The 23,495-nt window shown below is 63.7% G+C and carries 26 protein-coding genes and 1 tRNA gene; 5 read left to right on the top strand and 22 right to left on the bottom strand.

Going from position 1 to position 23,495, the window contains the following annotated elements; all coding sequences use genetic code 11:
• The first annotated feature begins 19 nt into the window (after positions 1 to 19).
• The gene (locus SJY26_RS15085) at positions 20 to 1,252 is read left to right on the top strand and encodes a hypothetical protein (RefSeq protein ID WP_396593810.1); all 1,233 of its coding nucleotides are present in this window, start codon (positions 20 to 22) and stop codon (positions 1,250 to 1,252) included.
• A 179-nt stretch (positions 1,253 to 1,431) separates the two neighbouring features.
• Positions 1,432 to 2,454 (top strand): IS110 family transposase, encoded by a 1,023-nt coding sequence (locus tag SJY26_RS15080; protein WP_396593809.1) that lies wholly within the window; start codon positions 1,432 to 1,434, stop codon positions 2,452 to 2,454.
• A gap of 467 nt (positions 2,455 to 2,921) precedes the next feature.
• Here the strand turns inward: SJY26_RS15080 and SJY26_RS15075 are convergent, their stop codons facing one another.
• From SJY26_RS15075 to SJY26_RS14990, 18 genes are all read right to left on the bottom strand, one after another.
• Entirely contained in the window at positions 2,922 to 4,343 is a 1,422-nt protein-coding gene (locus tag SJY26_RS15075) for a S41 family peptidase (RefSeq protein ID WP_396593808.1), read from the bottom strand.
• 194 nt (positions 4,344 to 4,537) lie between these two features.
• On the bottom strand, positions 4,538 to 5,560 hold the full coding sequence (locus SJY26_RS15070; RefSeq protein ID WP_396593807.1) for a GlxA family transcriptional regulator: 1,023 nt from the start codon (positions 5,558 to 5,560) through the stop codon (positions 4,538 to 4,540).
• An 835-nt stretch (positions 5,561 to 6,395) separates the two neighbouring features.
• Positions 6,396 to 6,692 carry a nucleotidyltransferase family protein gene (locus SJY26_RS15065; RefSeq protein ID WP_396593806.1) on the bottom strand — a complete coding sequence of 99 codons (297 nt, stop codon included), beginning with the start codon at positions 6,690 to 6,692 and terminating at the stop codon, positions 6,396 to 6,398.
• A 39-nt stretch (positions 6,693 to 6,731) separates the two neighbouring features.
• Complete coding sequence (locus SJY26_RS15060) at positions 6,732 to 7,034, bottom strand: hypothetical protein (RefSeq protein WP_396593805.1); 303 nt, start codon at positions 7,032 to 7,034, stop codon at positions 6,732 to 6,734.
• 164 nt (positions 7,035 to 7,198) lie between these two features.
• Complete coding sequence (locus SJY26_RS15055) at positions 7,199 to 8,251, bottom strand: LPD7 domain-containing protein (RefSeq protein WP_396595780.1); 1,053 nt, start codon at positions 8,249 to 8,251, stop codon at positions 7,199 to 7,201.
• Complete coding sequence (locus tag SJY26_RS15050) at positions 8,238 to 8,939, bottom strand: relaxase/mobilization nuclease domain-containing protein (RefSeq protein ID WP_396593804.1); 702 nt, start codon at positions 8,937 to 8,939, stop codon at positions 8,238 to 8,240. The genes SJY26_RS15055 and SJY26_RS15050 overlap by 14 nt, the downstream gene beginning before the upstream one ends.
• A complete protein-coding gene (locus SJY26_RS15045) occupies positions 8,936 to 9,283 on the bottom strand; it encodes a plasmid mobilization protein (protein WP_396593803.1) in 348 nt (115 codons plus the stop codon). The genes SJY26_RS15050 and SJY26_RS15045 overlap by 4 nt, the downstream gene beginning before the upstream one ends.
• Positions 9,284 to 9,596: 313 nt before the next feature.
• Positions 9,597 to 9,941: a TraK family protein gene (locus tag SJY26_RS15040; RefSeq protein ID WP_396593802.1), complete on the bottom strand. Its 345-nt coding sequence runs from the start codon at positions 9,939 to 9,941 to the stop codon at positions 9,597 to 9,599.
• Positions 9,942 to 9,955: 14 nt separating this feature from the next.
• Positions 9,956 to 10,336: a helix-turn-helix domain-containing protein gene (locus SJY26_RS15035; RefSeq protein ID WP_396593801.1), complete on the bottom strand. Its 381-nt coding sequence runs from the start codon at positions 10,334 to 10,336 to the stop codon at positions 9,956 to 9,958.
• 187 nt (positions 10,337 to 10,523) lie between these two features.
• The gene (locus SJY26_RS15030) at positions 10,524 to 10,712 is read right to left on the bottom strand and encodes an excisionase family DNA-binding protein (RefSeq protein WP_396593800.1); all 189 of its coding nucleotides are present in this window, start codon (positions 10,710 to 10,712) and stop codon (positions 10,524 to 10,526) included.
• Between the two features lie 730 nt (positions 10,713 to 11,442).
• Complete coding sequence (locus SJY26_RS15025; protein WP_396595779.1) at positions 11,443 to 12,645, bottom strand: tyrosine-type recombinase/integrase; 1,203 nt, start codon at positions 12,643 to 12,645, stop codon at positions 11,443 to 11,445.
• Positions 12,646 to 12,825: 180 nt separating this feature from the next.
• Positions 12,826 to 12,915, bottom strand: a tRNA-Ser gene (locus SJY26_RS15020).
• 101 nt (positions 12,916 to 13,016) lie between these two features.
• Positions 13,017 to 13,958, bottom strand: coding sequence for an NrtR DNA-binding winged helix domain-containing protein (locus SJY26_RS15015; protein ID WP_396593799.1), 942 nt, complete (start codon positions 13,956 to 13,958; stop codon positions 13,017 to 13,019).
• A 4-nt stretch (positions 13,959 to 13,962) separates the two neighbouring features.
• A complete protein-coding gene (locus SJY26_RS15010; RefSeq protein WP_396593798.1) occupies positions 13,963 to 14,556 on the bottom strand; it encodes an HD domain-containing protein in 594 nt (197 codons plus the stop codon).
• Between the two features lie 143 nt (positions 14,557 to 14,699).
• Entirely contained in the window at positions 14,700 to 15,578 is an 879-nt protein-coding gene (locus tag SJY26_RS15005; protein ID WP_396593797.1) for a methyltransferase type 11, read from the bottom strand.
• A gap of 115 nt (positions 15,579 to 15,693) precedes the next feature.
• Positions 15,694 to 16,563, bottom strand: a complete 870-nt coding sequence (locus SJY26_RS15000; protein ID WP_396595778.1) for an AAA family ATPase — start codon at positions 16,561 to 16,563, stop codon at positions 15,694 to 15,696.
• A gap of 72 nt (positions 16,564 to 16,635) precedes the next feature.
• The gene (locus tag SJY26_RS14995) at positions 16,636 to 16,857 is read right to left on the bottom strand and encodes a hypothetical protein (protein WP_396593796.1); all 222 of its coding nucleotides are present in this window, start codon (positions 16,855 to 16,857) and stop codon (positions 16,636 to 16,638) included.
• Positions 16,854 to 17,285 carry a hypothetical protein gene (locus SJY26_RS14990; RefSeq protein ID WP_396593795.1) on the bottom strand — a complete coding sequence of 144 codons (432 nt, stop codon included), beginning with the start codon at positions 17,283 to 17,285 and terminating at the stop codon, positions 16,854 to 16,856. The genes SJY26_RS14995 and SJY26_RS14990 overlap by 4 nt, the downstream gene beginning before the upstream one ends.
• Positions 17,286 to 17,487: 202 nt before the next feature.
• Between SJY26_RS14990 and flbT the strand changes: the two genes are divergently transcribed.
• From flbT to SJY26_RS14975, 3 genes are all read left to right on the top strand, one after another.
• A complete protein-coding gene (flbT, locus tag SJY26_RS14985) occupies positions 17,488 to 17,871 on the top strand; it encodes a flagellar biosynthesis repressor FlbT (RefSeq protein WP_396593794.1) in 384 nt (127 codons plus the stop codon).
• Positions 17,868 to 18,233: a flagellar biosynthesis regulator FlaF gene (gene flaF / locus SJY26_RS14980; RefSeq protein ID WP_396595777.1), complete on the top strand. Its 366-nt coding sequence runs from the start codon at positions 17,868 to 17,870 to the stop codon at positions 18,231 to 18,233. The genes flbT and flaF overlap by 4 nt, the downstream gene beginning before the upstream one ends.
• Before the next feature lie 180 nt (positions 18,234 to 18,413).
• Positions 18,414 to 19,241, top strand: coding sequence for a flagellin (locus SJY26_RS14975; protein ID WP_396593793.1), 828 nt, complete (start codon positions 18,414 to 18,416; stop codon positions 19,239 to 19,241).
• A gap of 292 nt (positions 19,242 to 19,533) precedes the next feature.
• On the opposite strand, the gene SJY26_RS14970 is transcribed toward SJY26_RS14975, so the two are convergent.
• The 4 genes from SJY26_RS14970 to SJY26_RS14955 all read right to left on the bottom strand — a co-directional run bounded on the left by SJY26_RS14970 (position 19,534) and on the right by SJY26_RS14955 (position 23,452).
• Entirely contained in the window at positions 19,534 to 20,190 is a 657-nt protein-coding gene (locus SJY26_RS14970) for an exopolysaccharide biosynthesis protein (RefSeq protein ID WP_396593792.1), read from the bottom strand.
• A 147-nt stretch (positions 20,191 to 20,337) separates the two neighbouring features.
• Positions 20,338 to 20,526, bottom strand: coding sequence for a DUF3008 family protein (locus SJY26_RS14965; protein ID WP_396593791.1), 189 nt, complete (start codon positions 20,524 to 20,526; stop codon positions 20,338 to 20,340).
• A 49-nt stretch (positions 20,527 to 20,575) separates the two neighbouring features.
• Positions 20,576 to 21,745 carry an isovaleryl-CoA dehydrogenase gene (locus tag SJY26_RS14960; RefSeq protein WP_396593790.1) on the bottom strand — a complete coding sequence of 390 codons (1,170 nt, stop codon included), beginning with the start codon at positions 21,743 to 21,745 and terminating at the stop codon, positions 20,576 to 20,578.
• 42 nt (positions 21,746 to 21,787) lie between these two features.
• Positions 21,788 to 23,452, bottom strand: coding sequence for a lysozyme (locus SJY26_RS14955; RefSeq protein WP_396593789.1), 1,665 nt, complete (start codon positions 23,450 to 23,452; stop codon positions 21,788 to 21,790).
• Positions 23,453 to 23,495: the final 43 nt, after the last annotated feature.

Genomic DNA, 23,495 nt, shown 5'->3' with positions numbered 1-23,495 from the left:
CGCTAATGGCCGAGATCTGATGTCGACCAAGACCCACCTGAAGATTGCCGCCGCGCACCTCTGTGAACCGTTGAATGCGGCTAGCTGGTACGACTTCACCACTGGCCCAAAGGCGCGGCTCACGAACCCGCTGCTACTCGCCGACGGAGTGGACGAACTGAATGCTCCGGTACCGCTAACCGGGCATGACCTCCTCGATTGGGTGGAAGGGCATTTGAGCGGCCGTCTGCACGGGAAGGACGGGCGCCTATATTTCAAGGTCGCTGAACCGGTGGCGCAGATCATCTCGGCCGAATCCTTCGTGGAAGCGCTGCTCGGCGCTGCAAACAGGATTGACGATGCGCTTCGCGGCCTCACCAAGGTCGTGACCGGCACCGTATGGACGCTGCAGCTGGAAGAGGAACTGCTGGAGATCATCGACGGCGTGCGCGACGGCAAGATCGACGCCGCGGATTTCGCTGCTCGCATGGCGAGGCCGGACTTCGCGCCCGGGACCGCCAGCTACCACCACCTGTTCGCGCGCAACGCGCACATTCTCATCGAGCAAACCCGGACGGCGTTGCTGCGCGCCTTCGACCATGCCGACCGGATGATGGCTCAGACGCAGATCCTGCTCGCGAATGAGGGCGGGAGGTACTACTCGCCCCTCGGGCCGGGGCACGAGATCGTCAACAGTTCAATGACTTCGGAGCGTGTGCATGGCGCATTTGCCGACGGGACTAGCGCAGTCGCAACCGCGCTGGACCTCCTGTACCGGCTCTTCGTCTATCTGGTGCGTGAGCCGTTTGGCACGGCCGATCTACCGGGCAAGCTCTACTTTCCGTACAACGAGACGGGTAAAGCCTATGAGCCGTTTCCGAAAGGAGCCGCAGCGGAACCAACGGATGTTGGTGCTGCCGACCTGCCTTATGCTCTCCCTAATGTCGCGCCAGGCAGTTTCTTCGCGCTACGCGCGATGCGGAACGATCTGACCCACAATATGATGTCAGGCCACATCCAGCCGAGCTGCTTCGTCGGCCGTGGCACCACTCTCGTCGCCAATATTCCGATCCGCTATGTCCAGGCGATCGCGCCCGATATCGACAGCACGGGCAAGCCGCTGAAACATGCCTACGTAGAGCGCTTCTATAAGCAACAGCGCGATGCGGCCGTTCAGCTCCACGATCTAACTGAAGAGTTGGCGCTGACCGCGGACCATTCTTTGCAGTGGCTGGCACATCGACTCGAACGGAGGTTGGCGCGCGCAACGTGAATGGGCAATCGGACGGGCAATGGATGGAGGGGAACTGCGTCAGGTGGACGGAAGGCCTCGCTGGTCGGCAACCCTCAATGTCCGCTCTCCGGCACGCTCCCAAGGTCCGCTCATGATGCTGTGGACGGCTCTCCAACCCACCGGCAGCTTTGGCTTCCGGTTTGAGCTGGAGGAGAGCCATGGGTCAGGTAGTCACGATTGGTTTGGACATCGCGAAGTCTGTGTTCCAGGTGCACGGCATCGATGCTGAGGGCGGCATCGTCATTCGGCAGAAGCTCACCCGAGCGCGGCTGCTGAAGTTCTTTGAGAAGCTGGATCCCTGCCTGGTCGGGATCGAGGCCTGCGGAACAGCTCATCATTGGGCCCGCGAGCTGATCGGCCTTGGCCACGATGTGAGGCTGATGCCGCCGAGCTATGTGAAGCCGTATGTGAAGCGGCAGAAGAACGACATGGCTGACGCGGAGGCGATCTGCGAGGCGGTCACCCGGCCAACCATGCGTTTCGTGCCAGTGAAGTCGCCAGAACAGCAGAGCGTCATGGTGCTGCACCGGACCCGATCGATCCTGATCCGACAGCGCATCCAGATCTCGAACGCGATCCGCAGCCACATGGCGGAGTTCGGCATGGCCGCCGCGGTCGGCCGGCAAGGCCTCCAGGCGCTGATCGTGATGGTGGAGGATTCGCCGGATGCCCGAGTGCCCGCTGAGGCCCGAGGCTGCCTCGGCATGCTCGCCTCGCAGTTGCGGCTGGTGAATGAGCAGATCCTGGATACCGATCGGCTCATCCGGACCAACGCCCGGTCGACGGAGGTCGGCCGCCGGCTGATGGAGATCCCCGGTGTGGGCCCGTTGCTGGCCAGCGCCCTGGTCGGCACGATCGCCGAGCCGAAAGCCTTCAAGACTGGCCGCAACCTCGCGGCCTGGATCGGCCTCGTTCCGAAGCAGAACTCCAGCGGCGGCAAGGAGCGGCTCGGCGGCATCACCAAGCAGGGCGACCGATATCTGCGACAGATGCTCGTCGTCGGCGCCTTGGCGGTCGTGCGCTACGCGGTGCGGAACGGCACGCGCCGGCCGTGGCTGGTCCAGCTGCTCGCAAGACGAACGCCGAAGGTCGCGGCCGTCGCCCTCGCCAACAAGACCGCGCGGATGGTCTGGGCGATCATGACTTCAGGCGAGCGGTACAGGGAGCCGGTTGCGGCTTAGGAATAGGTCAAGGCTGAGCGCTGAGGCCGACGAACTTGGGAAGGGCGGACAGGATGTAATGCGACAGCCGGTCGATACCGGAAGGCGGGAAAACCCACTTGCGCCAGAGCGCCTCGAGCGCGTGCTTTTGGTCGGGACCCGGCTTCGCGGAAGGCATTATGGCCAGCGGTCATGCGTACCGCACCAACAGGTCGAACACATGGCCGCACCGACCAGCACAGCAGAACATCAGATCACCCTTGCCAACGGGGAGCCGTCCACACATGGCGCTTGGGAGACCTCAAGGGGGGCAAACCCCGTTCGTGACTTGGGTTGACTGGATAGGTCTCCTCTCCCGGCAGTTCGGCTGGGTGTCTCCACGGTGCCGGAAATCGCGAGGCGAGCCGAAGAGCTGCCTCCCCGTAGTGCCGTCCACCATAGCCTTTCGAATATGGACTGCCGTTGGCCGTCATTTCGGTTTGACGTCGTTAGACGACGGCAATCATACGCGCTGCATCCTGAAGTACTCGGTCGTCAGACCACGGCGTGAGCGGAGTCGCGATGGGGAAGTCAGGAGCGACCCCGCTCGCCCGATCATCTCCGTTGGGCCGGACGAAGTACGACTTCGGATAGGTCACCGGCAGTCCGGTGTTGGTCAGTACGAAGGTTTCGCTGGCCCCGTACCCCGAGGCCAGGTCGGCCGTGGCCTCTCCGATGATCCTTCCGAACCCGTAGTCCTGGATAACAGCCGCCGTAGCCGTGGCATTGGAATAGCTGAGGCGGTTCACCAGGACAAATACCTCGCCGGTGAAACGACGGCCTGCCCTCGGCGCGACTTCGGGAACCGGGAAAGGAACTCGCGCGCCGTCCGGCTGACGGTCCAGAACCCGCGCGATTTGTCGGGAGATCGTGGAAATCGTGCCGGTCGGGTCGCCAGCGTATTCGGCGATACGTTCGACCGTCCGACTGCGCGTCTGGGGACTGACGCGAAGATTAAAGGTCGAGAACATCGAAAAGGGTCGATCCGCGATCCAGGCCACCATGATGTCGCTGAATGCTTGGTCGCCGCCAGGATTGTCGCGCAGGTCGATGATGAGCTTATCGGCCCCAGCCTTCAGGAATCGGTCGAAGGAACCGTCGATGAACGTCCTGAAATCCGACGTATCCCACGTCAGGCCGTCGACATTGAAGAACAGCGCCGGCCGTAGGTAGGCGATGCCTCCAGTCAGAAGGCGGCCTTCGCGTGGATGCAGGCGGGTGCCGCTATGCTCGGCGTCGCCGGGGCCATAGGCGGCGACACTTTTACGATCAATCCCGCCGGAGCCGTTCCGTGCGCCCACCACAAAGACGTCCCGCTCGCCCGCTTCGATCCACATGAGAAAAGGAAACAATGGCTCCACTAGCGACCAGGCCAAGTAGTCGGTGTCGGCGGAGACATAGGCCGCCAGACGGGTCAGCCACGCGGACACTGGCTCGCCATTGATATCAGTGATCTCGGCGCCGGGAGCGAGCGACCTCGCCCCGCTGTGATTCTCGGTGACATAGAGGCGCCCCTGGAGCACCCGGACAGACAGGGGAAAACGCTTACCCCCGCGCCTCAGAAAGCTGCGATAGCTGTCCTGGGGCAGGCCCATGGAGGCATGGGCGACGCGCCCGTAGGCGACAAATTTCTGAAACGCCAGATGAACCTGTTCGCGCGGCATGGGTCTGGTGAACCCACGTCTTGTCCGTTCAAAGAGGCGATCATAATCGACCTGGGATTGGCGGGCGAAGAGATCGTAGTGCGCCTGCCGTAGTCCGAGGTAGAGCGCATCGAAGTCTGCCAGGATGCCCGCGAGCGGGATCGTCGGACCTTGCAGACCGGCGGCTGCGCCGGAGTCGTCCAATGGCTCCTTCGGAATCAGGGTCATGCCGCAGGCTGGACAAGTTCCCGGTGCTTCAAACTCCCGGCCGTCCATGGCGCAACCACAGGGGGGACACACGAAAACGCCCTCACCGCGCCAGCCAAATCCGCCCGCCCGAGCCAGGCCAGGGGATAGACAGCTACCCGCCAGGATCAGGCCCGCGCTTCCCATCATGGCTCGTCGCGTGTTCCGCAGCATCGTCAGTGTTTCCTCGTTCGTGTGATGATGTCGGCGGGCGCGGGAACAACTGAACCGCTGGTCTGGAATCGCTGTCGGTATTCCGATGGCCGCACACCCAGTCGTCGCTCGAACACCCGTGCGAAGGCATCATCACTGGAGAATCCGACACGAACGGCGATCGTGGAAATGGACTCTTCTGAAGCCTCCAGCCTGGTGCGGGCCTGAGCCAGCCTGACGTCTTCGACAAACTGGCCGGGGGATACCCCGAAAGACGCCCGAAAGCGGCGGCCGAAATGACGTAGGCTCAGACCTGATCGAGCCGCCAAGGCTTCGACGGATTGGTCAGCCTGTAGATTGGCCGACATCCATGCGACGAGATCGGCGAAGCGGTCACGGGACTCGATCTGCATTGCCAGCGGCTCGGAGTATTGATTTTGTCCCCCCGGGCGCTTCAGGAAGACCACCATTTCACGCGCGCACGCCAGCGCGACGCCTGGACCATGATCCTCCTCGATCAGAGCCAGGCTCAGATCGATGCCCGCCGTGATTCCGGCCGATGTGAAGAGGGAGCCGTCCTTGATGAAAAGGGCGTCGGGACTCACATCGACGGCAGGGTAGCGGCGAGCAAGATCAGCGGCGAAACGCCAGTGGACTGTAGCCCGCCGCCCGTCGAGTAGCCCGGCCTCGGCGAGACCGTAGGCGCCTGTGCATACTGAAACGACACGACGACTAGTGGCGGCCTGACTTAGAAGCCAGGCCGCTGCGAGAGGAAGAATGGCGGGATCACGCAAGCCCCGCCCGCCGGGTACCAGAACTGTATCGTAAGCGAACGCCTCGGAAGTCGTGCTGTCAGCCACCAGGGTGACACCGGATTCTGTCTTAAATTTACGGTCAGCAAGGGCCACGATTCTGGCGTCGTAGACCGGTTCGCCGTCCACGCGGGCGGATGCGAAGGTTTCGAGCGGCCCGAACACGTCCAGAGCCTGCACGTCGTCGAATGCGAGAATGCCAACCGTTGTCCGAGGCTTTGCGATGGGAGGCATGACGGTAAAGCTACTGTAGGCCTCATCTGCCCGAAAGGACGACGATCCGACAGTTCAGGCCGTTTGCTGCGCGGTGGCATAGCGAGCCATCGCAAGAACTGCCTGATCGTGATTCAACAGGCTTGGAACTGTCGGAGCCCTTGGCAAGACAGACTGGTCATACGGGTTGGCAACAGCCTTCATTTTCTTGGCCAATGTCCGAAACTCGGCTGTCCGTGAACGTCCGATTCTGGCGCATTTCGGTCCAGCCGACAGTGCCGGCGGGGGAACCGGAAGGCGGACCGGTGCGACGTCGCCTATGGGGGGGAGCCGGACTTTGCTACCTGTTCAACGTAGTCGGGTCGTCACGTAGCCGCCTTAGCGATACGCGACCCACCTGAAGGGCGAGAAATGATGAGAAAGCCTGTCACCCTAGAGGAAGTGATGGCCCGCGAGACGCCCGAGGCCCAGGCGGCGATCCATGCCCGCGTCCAAGAGCTTTCACGGCAGATCACCCTTCGACAGGTCCGCTCAGGGTCGATACCATTGAAAAAGTCGGCCTCCAGATCGGCGTTGGACTGACGGCCTTCAGGCTGTGACCAGATTTGCGGGGTCTTTGGGCTCAGGCGGGTGCCGGGGCCGAAGGAACGGGGATCAACCGGGCCATTTTGCGCAGGTTCTGGGCGGTGGCGGCGAGGAGGAACTCGTCGGGCACCGCAAGGACCGAGCCGCCGACTGAGCCCTGCCGCCCGAGTACCTGGCACCTCCGGCCCCCGCGAGAACTTCTTGTCAGTCAGTCTTGCTGCGGTCCGGCATCGCTGGCGTAGGCGATCGCAACGTTCCGACGCCCCTCTGCTCAGAAAACCTGAAGCAGATCGCCTTCGATGTCCTGCGCCAGGCGGCTCGAAATCATCTGCCGTTCGATCAGATCGACGGGCGAGCCCAAGGCGTCGGCAAGGTCCATGTGAATTCGCCCATGGTCGAACGCATCAAACTTCGCGCCGGGGATCAGATCGAACGCCATGTCCACGTCAGATGATGCCGTGGCCTCATCTCTGGCAACCGATCCGAAAATATAGAGGTGGGCCAGCCCTTGGGCTCGCAATTCCTGCTCAAGGCCGCGAAGGACGGCCAGTGCTTCATCTCTTCGCAATCGAACCACTCCATCGCTCCAACTCGGACATCCAGAGCGCTAGTGCTTGCTTGCTTTGGGAGGCGGAGCCGGCACGCGCCAAATCGCTCCAACCTGGCCATCCCGCTCGACGACCTCGCACTCCGCCGCGAATGTCGTGTCGTCTACGACCTGCGTGCCATCTTTGACCACGAGGCGGTCGACCCGATATCGCTTTCCGATCTCGAACTCCGGACGCAACTCACACTGGGCAGCGACAAAGCCGCGACTGAACCAAAGCGCATCTGCATCGCCGGGGGCCTCGAAGGTCAAGGGGGCAGATGGCGCTTCGAATAAAATCGCACTAATGACAAACTGATTCATCGTAAATCCTCAAATATGAAGAATCAGAGGCTATCAAGACGGTGAAGATTCGCAATAAAATATGCAATATACGATCGTATATGAAACTATACTAATAGAGTTGCGATTATAATCGACCGCGTTACATATGTAGTGCGACCGAGCGATCGCATGAGGTCTGGCTATTAGCGTTCCGGCCCTTGCCGTTCCGGGGGCTTGGGGGTGTGGAGCTCATGGGTTCTTCGTGGTGCGTCATTGCTCCGGTCCTTCGTCCTGCTGGCCGCCGCGCCTGCGTCGAGCCGGGCTCGTTCCATAATCGGGTCGGAGAACGTGACCTTCACCCAGCGCGCTCCGGCAACATCGATCAAAGCGGCCTTGAATGCCTCTGACCCCGTTACCGCGAGAGGTTGAACGCCATAGCGGTCTGTAGCGAGCGACAGGGCGAGGAATGCCGCACCCGGGGTCAAACGATCCGTACGGATCTCACACGCGCGATCGGTCACCCGCCCGCCGTCCCGCAGCGCATAGATAACATCGCCGGTCTTCCCGACGCTGGTGACCAACGGCTGGTAGACGACATGGCCGCCATCGGTACGCTCGACTGAGGTCAGGGTATCCGTGTTGATGCTGCGACCCTGGCGGTTTCGGCCGCGAAGCAGAGCCAGGGCCTGTTCTCCGCCCCGGGCGGCCTCGTGCTCCAGAAAGCCCAGCCAGTTCGGCACGGGATGGGCCAGGCGGACCTTGGCCCGTTGATCCCTGGCAAGCTCTCGCCGCTCGGCCCCCGTCCGGGTGCGGGCGACTGCCAGCTGATCCAGCAACTGTTTGCGCAGCGATGGTGCTATGCTGGCCGTCTGCATGAGCCTGCAACGCTCGCTCCGATAGTGGGCGGCCAACTGTTGGGCATAGGTGCCGTGGGCCTCTCTCAGAGCGGCCAGAGCCTGTTCGCGAGCGGCCATGGCGGCCTCGCGTTGCATCTGGAAGCGCTTGTAGAGCTCACCTGACGCCCGCTCACCCTGTACCGGCCCCGCCTGGTACCTCAGGCCGGGTTCCGGCCGAGCCTTGCTCGTCGACGGCCGCTCATAGTCGCCCAATCGATCGGTCAGCATCTTCAGGGACAGGCTGCGATGCACGCTTGAGGCCTTCACATGGGCATCGCTGCCCAGTGCCCCGATCACGAAACCTGCGCCTCGTGGCTTGAGAGTGAGGCCCAGATCGTGAAGCCGGTCATGGAAGGCCAGCCACGTTGGTGCCGTCGTGGCCGCCTCGATGAGCTGATTCCGGGCTCGCGCCTCGATCCAGGCTCCAGAGACTCTCCCGGCCGCTGTGGACGGCCATCTTGTCGGCTTGATCGGAACGCCGGGGACCATCGCGATCATCGCCAAGGCCGTGGTTGTCCTGGGTCAGGCCATGCCTGAGCTCCAGCTCACGGCAGGCCGCCATCAGCTTTCTCTTGTCGAAATGCGGCTCGAACGCCCGGTAAGTCCCGGGGTGGATCTTGTTGATGGCGATATGGATGTGGAGATTGTCCGTGTCGTCGTGGACGGCCGAGATGCGCTGGTGTTCGCCAAAGCCGATGGCGGCAACCAGATGATCTTCAATGTCCCGGAGTTGCCCGGCGCTCGGACGCTCGCCGTGCGGAAAGCTCACCACCAGATGGTACGACCTATCCATACGGCTGCGATGGTTCCGGGCCTGAACATCCTCGATCTCGCGGATCGCATCCTCAAGGTCATCGCCGAACTCGCAGTTTGTGATGCGGGCCCCGATCACCCGCTCGCCGTTCTGGTGCCCGCTGCGGTCGACCACATAGGCTGCCAGCCTCTCGAAGGCCTTGGGATCCGTCGGGCTTTTCAGATCCAGCACGTAGCAACCCAGACGGCCGAAGGAATCCTTGCCGGATGTCCGGGCTATGCGGTGGGCGATCACAGGGCGCGCACCTTCTGGCGAACCTCGTCCTGAGCCGCCTCGATCCGGTCCAGCAGGGCGCGCACAGAGCGGGGAGGGGCACCGACACCGGGCCGCTCGGCGAGCCACATCTTGAGCAAGCCACCGACGCGACCGAGATCGGCCCGGGCCCGCATGACCTCATGGACATGGTCCTGATCGAGAATCGAGCGAACCTGAACGCCCAGCCCGACCCGACGCAGGAAATCTGACACCGACAGTCCCGCCGAGCGGGCGGCCTCGGTCAAAGCCGTTCGCTCGGTCTCGGTGACGTAGACCTTGAGCGGTCTATTGCGGGAGCGTGGTTCCGGAGCATGGCGTCCCATGGTTAGCCCCTGCCGCCAAGGTTACCGCCACGGTCATGAGCTGTGCCCCAAGGACCCGGCCGGGGCCCGCGCTTCCGGAAAACCGGTTGAGCCCTTGGCGAATAACGGCGCGGTCGGGTCCTGCGGCGCAAGCCAAAGTAGGCCCGCACCGCACATCCTGCCTCGTACTCCAAAGCGAACAACAGCGAAGAATGGCCACAATGGGCAAACGGCCCGGTGCCGCTCCACAGTTCGCCCTGGGTCGCGTTGAGTGGCCAGACATGGCCAGACTTCGCGCAAGTTCTCGCTGGTTTAAGCGTCGTATTCGGAGGGCTCATGAGAAGAGCTCCCCGTCCGACCATGTGATCGGGATCTGCTCGGTGATCGCCTGTTCGGCGGCTGAAGGCAGGGGCGGCCGGGGCGGCTTGGGAGGTGTCTGTGGCGCGACGTAGGCCGGCCTGGCGCGTGCGACCGGCTTTCGACGCGGCTCCCATCCATGGGGGCGAACCTTGTGATCGTCGCTGAACCGCTGGACGTATTTGGCGAACTGCTTGTAGCCGACCGGCATCCCGGCTGAGAGCCGGGCATAGATGGTGGCGACGTCGTAGCCGCTCGCGAGCAACTCCTCCACCTGAGGGCGGACGGCGAGGTAGGCCACCCGACCTGCGCCTCGGGACATGGCTTCTGGCGTTCTCATCTGACGATCTGCCGGCTGGAGAAACCGGGATCACCGGCAGCGATCCGGGCTGCCAGGTCCTGAAGCCCACGGCCATACGCGGCGCGTTCGATCGCGTCGGGCCCCTTTAATGGAGTCTCATGGAATCGGGCGAAGCTCGGTTCGCCACTTTTGGAACGGCCGTTCGCCTGTTCGGCAGCCGGAGGCGAACCGGCTTTCGCCAGTTTGAACTGGTAGCGATTGACCTGTCCCCTGCGTTTGAGGATCGAAAGGTGGCCCCGACGCGCGAGCGCTTTGAGCGCGTTCTGTACGGATCGGACCGTGACGCCGGCGGCGTCCGCCAGCCTGCTCTGGCTGGGCCAGGCGCAGCCCGCTTTGGCGTTGAAGTAGCGGACCATCAGTGAGGCGATCCGGCAGGAAAGATGGCCGACCTTGAGGTCTGTGCAGACCTGGTCGATCCATCTGAACTTGGCGTTCGCCGCTTCACTGGGCGAGGGTGGATATAGGGCAAGCATGTTCGTTCCTCCGCCATATGGCGGGGCCTCTCGGACTAGGTTGTTATCGGGGTAGGGACCGCGCGAGCGGTCAGTCGGCGGCGAGGCTGTCCAGCCAGCGCTGGGCCTCGGTCGAGGCGATCAGGGTCCGCTTGCCAGCCTTGAGCACGCGGATGCGGCCAGTCTTCACGTTCTCATAGAAGGTGCTGCGACCTATCGAGCAGGCTGCGCAAAACTCGTCGACGGAAAGGGCCATCTTGGGGAATGAGGAGGTGATCATGTGTTCTCCGTGGGGTTGGAGACACAACCGTATCCGGGCGCATTCGAGGACGCCCGCGCCGCTCCTGTTGGGAAGTGCTTGCTGACAGCATTAGTCCGGCGGGAGCTCGGATTCCTTCTTAAGCCAGCCGCTGACAGCCCGCGACAGGGTTTCCGAGCTGGGCCAGGAAGAGGTTGAGCCCTTCTGGTGCCTTTCGGCTTCCTTGCAGATCTGCGAGACCCAAGCCCCGGGTGCCTTGTCCGGCTCTCCGTTGGCCCGGAGCGTCTCAAAAATCTCCCTCGCAGGAATCTTCCATCTGGCCGAAGGGGTGTGGCCCCCGCCTCGTGAGCTACTGTCTTTCGCAAGATCGCCCCGGGCAACGAGCCCGAAGTATCCCCCGCGATCTTCGCCCATAGTTGCCAAGTTGTTCATCGTTACGATCATGCCGTACAGGGCATCATCGAGGTCGGAAGCGCTGATGCGGCGGTTGCTTCTCGCCTTGTGCCTGATACTGGATACCAATTGTGAGGCAACGCGGGCCTTGAGTGCCCTCTGTGACTTTTCGCTCACTTGATCAATAGGCAGTTTTGCCCAGGGAAGCTGAGATCCGGCATCACCACGTGCGAGCCTGCTGACATCACGCCAAATGTCTTGTCGAAGGCCTTCGGTCTGGCAGTGCTTGATTGCAATCGCCTCACTCGTGCCGAGGGCTATCAGGATTGCCCGCTCCGGATTTAACGGCCGAACGTGATCAGGGGAGCGCTTCGAGTTCCGTGCTGGCTTCACTGGCACTGGCATGTCCCGTCGTTGAGAAACGCCACCAATCGCCCATGAGTCCTTTCCGCTTTTCGAACAGATCGCCCCGGCGATAGGCCGCTTCGACCTTGTTGCCGATGGTGTGGGCCAGAGCCATCTCCACCACCTCTCCGGGATAGTCGGTGTTTTCAGCAGCCCAGTCCCTGAATGAGCTGCGGAAGCCGTGCGTTGTCAGAGACGCCCGGCCCATCCGCTTCAGGGCGTTGAGCATCGCCATATTGCTGAGCGGTCGCTCGGCCTTGCCGCCCGGGAAGACGAACTCGGAGGTCTGCACGGCCGCCATTTCGGTCAGAACGGCAATGCAGCGTGGGTTCAACGGGACCCGGTGTTCCCGACCGGCCTTCATTCGCTCCTTCGGAATGGTCCAGATCTGGGCGTCCAGATCAATCTCCGCCCATGTGGCCCCGATCACCTCGCCGGTGCGGGCGGCTGTCAGAATGGCGAACTCCAGTGCGCGGGCGGCGATACCCTTCTGAAGGACCAACTCAGCCATGAAGGCCGGAAGTTCGCCATGGGGGAGGGCGGCGTGATGCTCGACCGTTCGAACCTTCGCCTTTGGAGGCAGAAGCTTGTCGAGATGCCCGCGCCAGCGCGCGGGGTTCTCGCCCTGCCGAAAGCCACGCACGGTGGCCCAGTCCAGAACCGTCTCAATCCGGCCCCGAAGCCGGCTGGCCGTCTCGGGCTTGGTCGTCCAGATGGGCTCAATCGCCTTCAGTACGAGGGTGGTGTCGACCCTGGCCACAGCGAAGTCGCCGAAGAACGGCTTCGCATAGGTGGCCAGGGTCGCCTCCCACTGGGCAGCGTGCTTCGGGTTCTTCCAGGCGATCTTGTTGGCCTTGATGTAGGCGTCGGCAGCCTGAGTGAAGGTGACCGCCTTGGCGTCCTCAAGCTTCCTTGAGGCGCGCTCGGCCTTGCGGGCTTCGATAGGGTCGATGCCCCGAAGTTTCTGCTTCCGGGCCTCGAGCGCGAGGTCTCGCGCCTCGGACAGGCTCACGGTATTGAGGGGGCCAAGCCCCATTTCCCGCTCTCGGCCTTCCATCGCGAACCGAAAGATCCACGATTTTGATCCGCTTCGGCTAACCTGAAGGTAGAGGCCGCCCCCGTCCGCATACATCCCGGGCAACTTCTGGCGCGTCACGGCGAGCGCGCTCAGGCGATGTTGAAGTCGCAATCTGACCCCCGATCCTACCCACGTTCAAGAGCCGGACTATGTCAGTCGAATAGAACCCCGTCCACACGCAGGCGTACGGAAACGTTATTAAAACCAGAGTCTTCCTGGACGTCGGCGCATCCCGGTGGATACGCTGAAGATGGCCGGTGGCGGAGAGGGTGGGATTCGAACCCACGGTACCCGTAAAGGCACGCCGCATTTCGAGTGCGGTACATTCGACCACTCTGCCACCTCTCCGCGGGGCCGTCGTGCGCTCGGTCGAAAGCGAGGGGGTTCTGTAATGGGCCGGGGTGAGACCTGCAAGCGCTCGCATGCATTTTCCCTCGCGTCTGTCGGCCTCAGCGAAGGGTCGGCAGGGCGAGACCCGGCGCCTGGCCGTCACCGGGGCCGGCCCCGGTATAGCGAAACAGCTCGGCCGGGCGGCCACCGGTCCCGGTTGACACTCGACCTGTCGCTTCGACGAGGCCGGTTCGCTCCACGCCGCGGCGGAAATTCTGTTTGTGCAGCTTGAGCCCGACAACCGCTTCGGCCGCCGCCTGAAGGGCCGACAGGGTGAACGTCGGGGGGGCCAGTTCGAACAGAACCGGACGATAGCGAAGCTTGCTGCGCAGGCGGCCGAGGCCGGTCGCGAGAATGCGCCGATGGTCTGACGCCATCGACCGGTCACCCAGGGCCAGCTCCGGCGTGAGATCGCGGTCGCGCGCCGCTTCCGCCACCAGGCCCGCCTCGTAGAGCAGTTCATAGCGCTCGAGCACGCGTGCTTCGTCCCAGCGCCCGGTCTGGAGGACGGGCAGGAGGGTCTCGAGGCGGCTGGCGCGCGGGGGATCATCCTGGGCCCACTGGCTCAAGGCCGGCATGATCATCTGCAGTGATGCAGGTGAGCCGCTTCTGCGATCTTCCCAGGGAAAGATGTCGAGCACCGGCGTCCAGCGGGCCCCCGGGGGCTCCATGTCTACGGCCTCGTCTGTCAGGGCCAGATAGCCGACCGAGATCTCTCTTCGCCGATCCGGACCCGGCGTCGCGCGTGGCGCTTCACGGCCCGCATCGCCGAACGTGTAGAGTTGCTCCACAAAGCCGAGGCCAAACCCGGTCTGGGCCGTCACGAACGCCCGCAGCGCCCGTTCAAAGGTCCGGTCGTTCGCGGGGTCGAACGGTCCGGACGGCAGGGCGAGTGCATGGTCGGCGTCTTCGGTCGTCAGAACGCACAGAACATTGCGGCGCAGGGCCATGACGACCGCCGACAGACTGATCCGGACGCCCTGCTCACCGCCCCAGGACATCGGTCTATTCCGTGTGCCAGGCGTCGGCGGCCGGGAGGATGCCCACAGCCTCGGCCAGCACCCTGTAGCGCTCCAGATAGCGCTGCTGGGCCAACGGTGCGGGCAGGGGATCGATCACCAGATCGTAGCCGGCCGGCGGTGCGCCGAAGAAGCCCAGGGACTCCTTTTTCGAGAAGCCGGCCAACTGGGTCGCCTCGAAATAGGCGCAGGCCTTATCGGCGGACTTGATCAGGGCCTTCACCGGGGCCGGCGTGCGGGGGGGCAAACCGAACCGCACATGGATGGCATCCTCCAGGCGCGCCTCGAAGGATTTGTAGCTGACCCCCAGCGCCGCCTTGAAGGGGGAGATCATGTCACCGATCACATATTCCGAGGCGTCGTGCAGCAGGGCCGCCAAACGCCATTTCGGCTCCAGACCCGGCCGGATGTGGGCGGCGATCTCTTCCACGATGCAGGAATGCTGGGCGACCGAAAAGGCATGTTCCCCCGTCGTCTGGCCATTCCAGCGGGCGACGCGGGCCAGTCCGTGGGCGATGTCCTCGATCTCGATGTCGAAAGGGGAGGGGTCAAGAAGATCCAGCCGGCGTCCGGACAGCATCCTCTGCCAGGCGCGCGGGGCCTTTGTGGAACTGCGGGAGGCGGCGGAGGAACGAGGGGCAGGCGAGACAGCCACGGGCATGATCCAGACGGCGAATGGCAGGTCAGGTGACCCATCCGGCGGCCGGGATCAAGCGTAGGCGGCTATTCGCCCACGTTCAGTGTGACGAGATCCTTCGCAGCCTCGAAGACAGTGTCGCCGTCGCGGTCCTTGGCATGGACGGTGGCAATCACGACAGGGCCCCCCACGGGGCCGCGTGCCTCGTAGCCAACCAGCCGCCAGCCCGCGTCGGCCGGCCGGCTGTCGGTCAGGATATAGGTCGTTCGAATAGCGTCACCCGGTGCGCGCGTATGGACTTCCGCGGCCTCATCGTGGGCCTGGATGCGCACAGCCTCGTCCTCCGACTGGATGTCCACCGTCTCTCCGGCGTTGTCGGCATTGATGGTGAAGCTGCCGAACCGGACACTGGCCTTGTCCCCGTCGGCGTCGACGGTCATGCCGGGCAGACGGACCGTCGCCTTGTCGCCCCCGGCGTCGACGGACAGGCCCGGCGCAGCGATCCTCGCCCTGTCGCCGGAGACCGCTGCAGCCTCAGCCCTGGCCCGTTCCGCCTCATCGCGGGCACCATCAGCGGCGGCAGCTGCAGTGTCGGCCGCACGCTCGGCTTCGGCGGCCCCCGCCGCCGCTTTCAGCCCGGCAGAAGTATGGGGCATGTCGGCGGCCAGGGTGGCGCGAACCTCATCCAGCACTTCAGCCGGTGTGCGCGATTCGAGGCGAACGAGTTGCAGGGATACGACCGCGCCCCTCGGTCCACTGTAGAGGCAGGTACTGCCGCCGTCATGGGCCGAGCCCTTTCGGGTCAGAACGCCGATCGTCTCGGGGCATTGCAGGGTATCAACCACCTTCAGTACGCCGCGAGACTGGGTATCGCTGGTCGTACTGGAGATGTGAACCGAGTTCTCGCCGTCGCACGCGACAGTCAGGAGCGAGGCTGCAAAGATTGTAACGAGACGCAGGCGCATCCAGAGAATCCTCTTCAGGCGCTCATCCTGAACAAAAGCCGCAGGCTTTCCAGTGAAATTGCTGTAACGGGCCCGGCGATATCCTGTCCGTGGGGTGTCCGACGCTCCGCATCATTCAGGTTCCAGGCCGGGAACCTTCACGGCGGTTGAGGAAGGCGAGGCGCTCGAAGAGATGGATGTCCTGCTCGTTCTTCAGCAGGGCGCCATGCAGCGGAGGAATCAGCTTGTTGGGAGACCGCTCCCTGAGGGTTTCAGGCTGGACATCGTCCACCATCAGAAGCTTGAGCCAGTCCAGCAGTTCTGAGGTGGAAGGCTTTTTTTTCAGGCCTGGCGTGTCACGTATCTCGTAGAAGGTCCTGAGCGCTTCCGAAACGAGGCGGGGCTTGATGCCCGGGAAGTGGACCTCGACGATGGCCTTCATCGTCTCATCGTCCGGAAAGCGGATGTAGTGGAAGAAGCAGCGGCGCAGGAAAGCGTCCGGAAGCTCTTTTTCATTGTTGGAGGTGATGATGACAATGGGTCTGACGGCCGCCCGGATGGTCTCGTCTGTTTCCTGGACGTAGAACTCCATGCGGTCGAGCTCCTGCAGGAGGTCGTTGGGAAACTCGATGTCCGCCTTGTCGATCTCGTCAATCAGGAGAATGGGACGGGTCGGGCTGGTGAACGCCTCCCAGAGCTTGCCGGGCTTCAGGTAGTTGCGCACGTCCTGAACCCGGGAGTCCCCGAGCTGGCTGTCCCTGAGGCGGCTGACCGCGTCGTATTCATAAAGGCCGTTGTGGGCCTTGGTGGTGGATTTGATGTGCCACGTTATGAGCGGGGCCTTAAGGGCCGCCGCCATCTCATAGGCCAGAACGGTTTTCCCCGTTCCGGGCTCGCCCTTGATGAGAAGGGGGCGTTCCAAGGCGACCGCAGCATTGACGGCGATCTTGAGATCCTGCGTGGCGATATAGTTCGAGGTGCCCTCGAACCGGTCGTTCGACCCCATCATCGACTGCTCCGTTGTGGTGATCCACGCCTAGCCGATGATGGGGCCGGTTAACAATGATCAGTTTCCCGGTCAGGTGATCCGCTTGGCGGATACCGGGTCACTGGCGGGGAAGGTCTCCTCGACCGCCTCGTCAAGGAGCGCTTCCTGGCGGTCTTCCCCATCCTTCTTCCTTGCGTCCAACTGGTCGTAGTCGGGCTGCATCCGGTCTGAGGGGCGCGCGTAAGGCGTGTTGCTGTCCTCCTCCCGCTCAGGGCCGGACACGGGAGCAGTCTTCTGGTCTTTGGTGGTCAATGTTCGTCTCCTTCAGGGCCGTAACCCAGATCCGCGATATCATCGTCATCGAGTTGCCTGGCTTCCCATTGAGCGGCGCTGGCCTGTACCTCCTGCGCCTCGTCCAGAGAACCGGCATAGACCAGTTCGACCTCGCCACTTGCGGCGGTCCCGGTATCGGCTCCTGCGCCCCCGACGGGATCGTCGCTGATGCCGGGGGCGGGCGTGGGCCCGTCCTGAGCCCGGTCAAACACAGCCGTATTGTCGACGTCTTGACCAGTATCTTCGAGGAGGTTCTCGTCTGCGTCGCCCTCTGGGACCGTAAGGTCAAGGACTTCGGGCTGTTCCTCAAAGGTCTTGAGCTCGTTGGTGACACCACCGGTCTCACTTGCATCGGTATTGTCCTCGTCGAACACTTCCGATTGATCCTGATCGTCCAAACCTGGCATGGTCGCCTCCTGTTCGGACCATCAACGCGTCGTCCGTGCGCCCTGTTCCGCCAGCGCGCGGCGCGGGCGGTGGCTGTGGAACGGAGAGAACCCCACACAGGCACTGGTTGCGGATGAGGGAAGACAAGATTAACCACGGCTGTTTAGGCTGTGTCAGTCATCCTGCGGCTATGTCACGCTTGCGGGTGGAGGAGGCCTCGTCATGCCCTTGAAACTGTCCCTTAAGCCCGGCGAGAAGTTCGTTCTGAATGGTGCCGTCGTGCAGAACGGAGACCGGCGGGGTGTGCTGATCCTTCAGAACAAGGCATCAGTCCTGCGCGAGAAGGACATCATGCAGCTGTCGGAGGTGACCACTCCGGCCAAGCGCATCTATTTCCCCGTCATGATGATGTACCTCGACGAGGCCTCGGCCCCGAAGGTCTACGACGAGTTCGTGACCCGTCTGTCCGAGTTCATGGGGGCAACGCGCAATCCGCAGATCATGGCCGAGTGCGTTGCAACGTCGAAGCACGTGCTGGCGCGTGAGTACTACAAGGCGCTGATGGCCGCCCGGAAGATCGTCGACTACGAGGAAAGCCTGCTCTGATGCTCAAGGCGTACGCTCAGGCCTCGAGCCGCACCGAGACCCCGCGTGAAACCGAGTACAGGCTGTTCGGTCAGGTGACCCGTGCGCTCATGCATGCCGCCACCGTTGATCCGTCCGACGTCAAGACACGCATAGATGCCCTCGATTGGAACCGGCGCCTCTGGTCTGTCCTGGCGACCGACTGCTCCGATCCTGACAACAAGCTGAACCTGCCGCTGCGCGCCCAGATCATCTCGATCAGTCTGTTCGTGAGCCGGCACTCCTCGGCCGTGATGCGGGGCGAGGAGGATTTCGAGACGCTGATCGACATCAATCGGTCGATCATGCAGGGCCTCGCGCCGGCCCCATCCCAGGCCGCCTGACCCGGAAAATTTGGCCTTCACCGGCGAGAAATTGCCGTGCCGCGGCCGCCAGGCCTGAAATTTTCCTAGTCTTTTCAATCTGATTGGTCCGGCCTGGTCCTTGCGTATTCGCGCGCAGGACCAGAACCGGTTCAGCGGCCAGAAGGCCGTCCCCCCCGACCAGAATGGAAGGACTGTCTCATGGCCAATTCGGTCAATACGAACGTTGGCGCACTGATCGCGCTGCAAAACCTCAACGCCACCAACGTCGAGCTGGCGGCGACCCAGACCCGGATCAACACCGGGAAAAAGGTTGCCAATGCCAAGGACAACGGAGCCATCTGGGCAATTGCCCAGGGTCAACGGGCCGACATCGGCGCCCTGGGGGCGGTGAAATCCTCGCTCGACCGCGGCGTATCGGCGGTCGACGTGAGCCTGGCAGCGGGCGAGAGCATCTCTGATCTCTTGCTGCAATTGAAGGAGAAGGCACTGGCGGCGACGGACAAGTCGCTGCAGACGGCATCAAGGTCCGCGCTGAACGAGGATTTCAAGGCCCTTCGCGACCAGATCAATTCGGTAGCCAACAACGCCGACTTCAATGGCATCAATCTGTTGAAGACCGGTGCGACCGGCTTCCAGGCTCTGGCAAATGCGGCGGGCACCGGAGGTCTGACGGTCGGGGCCGAGGTTCTCGCCCTGGGTTCGACCAACGTTACCGTGACGACCACCACGACCATCGGGACTTCGACCCTGGCCTCCACGGCCCTGGGTCTGGTGACGGCTTCCATCGACAACGTCTCGGGTGCGCTCGCGCGGCTCGGGACGAAGGCGAAGGCGCTCGACACCCATCGCACCTTTGTCGGGAAACTGACGGATGCGCTGGAGTCCGGGGTGGGAAATCTGGTGGATGCCGATCTGGCGAAAGAGAGCGCCAAGCTCCAGTCGTTGCAGACGAAGCAGCAACTGGGCGTTCAGGCGCTGGGCATCGCCAACCAGTCGCCGCAGATCCTTCTGTCGCTGTTCCAGTAAGACACGGCGGAACGCCGGGGGTGCATACCCCCGGCGTTTTGCGTGCTGCCGGGGAAGATCACGAAGTCGGCATCAGACCTTTGCGAAACCGCCAAAGCGGCCCTACCTTCACCCTCCCTGTTCAACAGTCGAAAGGAGGTGATCAAGTGATCTCATTGTCCCAAACCCGTACGGTGACCAAAGCTTGGTCCTCTCGCGAGGTCCGGGCCTGATCCTTTCAGGCTGCTAAGGTCCGACCGTGCTGCGGTCAGACAATGAGGGCCGCCGGATCATCCGGCGGCCCTTTTTGCTGTCAGAAGAGCCCCTGCACCCAGGCCCAGGCTGCCTGAAGGCTTCCGGTACTGGCGAGGAACAGGCGTGAGATCAGCTCCCACGCGGCCCAGACAAAGATGCAGAAGCCGGCGACCCCCAGCCACGCGGCCATGATCAGGAGCCCGTCCCTCTGCATCAGGCCAAAGCCGAAGAGGGCGACGAACAGCGACGGAAACAGGTTTCCGCCGAAGATCGGCAACATCACGATGAGGGTGAGGAGCGTGGTGATGATTCCGATCAGCACTTCCGCCAGCTCACTGCTCATAAAGCCCAACCGGGGCCGCGAGAGTCGTTCAACCGCGTGCAGTGGGCGCCGGACCCTGGCGATTGTCGCCCGATAGCTCTCTCGCGGCAGGCTGCGCTTGAGGGCCCAGCGGGGCATCCAGAGCTGGTCCCCGCGAATGACCAGCTGCAGGCATATCAGCAGCATCGGGAGGCCGAGGATGGTGGTCGATCCGGGGATGGGCGAGGCGATCGCATTGATCACTCCGAAGAACACCATCAGCGCTCCGAAGCCGCGCTCGCCAAAGGCGTTGACCAGTTCCCCGAGATAGAGTTTCGGGTCCTCCCTGGCTCCAATATCATCGAGCACCCGTGAGAAGGGACGCACGTCGCTCTGAAAATCATAGTCGGGCATCAGGCGACGAGGCTCGCTAGGGGATTGAAGGCTCTGTAACTCCGCGCGAACGGTATCGCTACTTAACATTGAGACATGCATCACCGTCCCGGTGTGCGCATCAGGGTCGTGCGTGTCTCGACGGCGGGGGCTTGAAGACCTCGCTTCCTAGTCCCCGGATGCGTGTTCCGGTTTGCCCTTGCGCGGGGTGTGCGCGAACTCTTCGAGCTGGCTTTCACTCATCGACTCAACCATCTCACTGGAGGCCCCCTTAAGGCGGGATCGGGGAGTGTCTCCACGCTTGGCAGAGAGGGCGGCTCCGGCGGCCTTTTGCTGGGCAGCAGACCTGGCTGGCATGACTGTGACTCCTTCACGCACACAATCGTCGCACGCAGGTCGTGGTTCCCTAGTTGCCGAGCAGTTCCCGTCCGATCAGGAACCGCCGGATCTCATTGGTGCCGGCTCCGATGTCATAGAGTTTGGCGTCGCGTACAAGCCGCTCGACGGGCCAGTCTTTCGTGTAGCCAGCACCACCCAGGGCCTGGACGGCCTCCAGTGAAACCTTGACGGCGTTCTCCGAGGCCAGAAGGATCGCGCCGGCCGCATCGTAGCGGGTGGTCAGGCCCGCGTCGCAGGCCTTGGCCACGGCATAGACATAGGTCCGGGCACTGTTCAGGGCGACATACATGTCAGCGATCTTGCCCTGCATCAGCTGGAAGCTGCCGATCGGCTTGCCGAACTGCTGGCGCTCGCGCACGTAGGGCAGGACCACATCGAGTGCTGCCTGCATGATGCCCAGCGGACCGGCGGCCAGGACAGCCCGCTCGTAGTCGAGGCCGCTCATGAGGACGCCGGCTCCGCCACCAACGGGACCCATGACGTTCTCCTCGGGAACCTCGCAGTCCTCGAATACAAGCTCTGCGGTGTCTGAGCCGCGCATGCCCATCTTGTCGAGCTTCTTCGAGACGCTGAAGCCCTTCATGCCTTTCTCGATCAGGAAAGCCGTTACGCCCCTCGATCCGGCGTCAGGATCGGACTTGGCATAGACCACAAGGGTGTCGGCAGAGGGGGCGTTGGTGATCCAGAACTTCGTCCCGTTCAGCACATAGCGGTCGCCGACCTTGCGGGCCTGGGTGCGCATCGAGATGACGTCGGAGCCGGACCCGGCTTCGGACATGGCCAGGGAGCCGACATGCTCGCCCGAGATCAGCTTCGGCAGGTAGCGGCGCTTCTGATCATCGCTGCCCCAGCGGCGGATCTGGTTGACGCACAGGTTGGAGTGGGCCCCGTAGCTGAGGCCGATCGAGGCCGAGGCGCGGGAGACTTCCTCCATGGCCACGACGTGTTCGAGATAGCCGAGGCCGAGGCCGCCCCACTCTTCCTCGACCGTGATGCCGTGCAGGCCCAGGTCGCCCATCTCGGGCCACAGGTCGCGGCGGAAGGTGTTGGTTTCGTCGATCTCGGAGGCCAGGGGGGCCAGCCGGTCGGCGGCCCAGCGGGCCGTGGTGTCGCGGATCGCGTCGGCAGTCTCGCCGAGGCCGAATTCCATGGATTGGGGTGCGTTGGGGATGCTCATGCCGAGCGGCCTAGCACGATCCCGTCATGGCCGGGGAGGGGGTCAATCGCCTCCGGGAAGGCCCCAGCGCCGATAAAGGTTGAAGGAGGACACACCGACGCACGCCAGGCCGATCAGCGCCAGAACCCAGCCGATGATGGTCAGCTCGCCGCCTCCGGACTGTTCGGCCGCGCGCCGGAAAGCCGCCATCGAGGCTCCGAAAGATACCAGGCCGACCCCGCCCATGAATACGAACGGCCCGGTTTCGCTCCAGTCGAAGCGCGCAGGGACCGTGGGTTCGACCTCATGTCGGAGGAGCGCTCCGCCACCCTGGGTCAGGACAAGGTCCTCTCCGAACAGGCCGGTCTGGGCGGTCACCTCCGGCTCGGGGCGCTGCTCCGGCGTCCAGAGCGGGCGGACTGGAGCGGGCTCGAACGCGTCCTGAAGCGGCGTCAGGATCAGTGTGCCCACGGAAGGCGTTTCCGGTGCCGCGTCGGAGGGGCCTTGCTCAGGCTGGGACGAGGCGAATGAGATCGTCCGGAGCTCGGGTTGCGGGACAGCTGCGGGCTCCGGTTCCGGTTCCGGTTCTGGCTCGGGGTCGGGTGCCTGATTCAAGGGGGCGCTGGTGTCCGTAGCGTCGGTGCCCGTCGGTTCAGCCAAGGCGGGTTCGGGCGCTACGGGCTCACCGTAGTTGACGGAGTCGACCGCAGTCGTCTGTTCAGCCAGCTCGATCCGGGGGGCGGCAGGCAGGAGGTAGGGGAGTGGCCCCACCATGGCGGCGCTGTACGGTGCATAGCGGGCAACCGCCAGGGCGATGGGATCCGTCGCTGCAGGACGCGGGGCCGCAGCGGGGGGCAGAGCTGTACCGTCTTCCTGATCCTGCGGTGCCGTCGCTGAAGGGGGCTCGTCTTGCTCCAGCGGCAGATCAGGGCTTTCAGCGGCCGGCTCACCGGTGGCACCCGCATCCGGCAAAGCGTCCGGATCCGCCTGACCGGTCGCTGCGGGCGTGACGGGTTCCGATATCTCAGGATCGGCGAAGGTCGGGATGATGGCGACCGGGTCGGCTTTGGTCTCGTCCGTGGTGATGGACTCTCCGAGCAGGGCCGAGACGGCAGCGCTGCGTGCGTCGGGCCCGGTCGCGGTCTCTTCGGATATGGCTTCCCGGGCCTCGCGCTCAAGCTCTCCCGGAGAAACGGGTGCCATGGCCTCCGGCTCGAGCTGCTCCGCCCCGGTCTGGGACGTGCTTTCGTTGACCGGCACGAGAAGGGGAGCTGCCAGCAGATCACTGAGCGCAACCGGGCCGGCCGGGTCGGCAATGAACAGGGCACGCTCGGCGGCTCGGCGGCGCAGGGCGGACTCACGAAGAAGGGGCTCGGGCCAGCCCATCATCGCCTCGGCGGCCGCCTCGGGCGCACCGGAGGTCAGGCGGGCGAGGACGTCGGAGGCGGCGAAGCGTTCAAGGCCCAGGGAGAGGGCGAAGCTGACGAGGGCGTCGAACTGATGCTGGTTCAGGGAAGACGGGACAGTCTCGTTGACGGACTTCTCGACCGGCAGCAGATCATAGCGCAGGAGAAGCTCGGCGTCGGCTTCCGAGACCGTCGCGCCTTCGCGGGCCGACAGCGTGTGGCCATAGCCGATGACCCAGCCGCCATCCTCGCGCCGGATCGCCCGGGGGCGGAAGCCCTCGAAGCTCTTGATCAGCACGATCCCTTCGCGGGAGGTCTTCAAGCCTGGTCTGGCAGTGTCGGACACCAATATTGACCCAAATCGA

Origin of the sequence: Brevundimonas sp. R86498 (assembly GCF_044598075.1) — a bacterium.
In the GTDB taxonomy this organism is placed as follows: Bacteria; Pseudomonadota; Alphaproteobacteria; order Caulobacterales; family Caulobacteraceae; genus Brevundimonas.
Note: the sequence above shows the minus strand (reverse complement) of the source record. Positions and strands in the feature narration are given on the sequence as shown.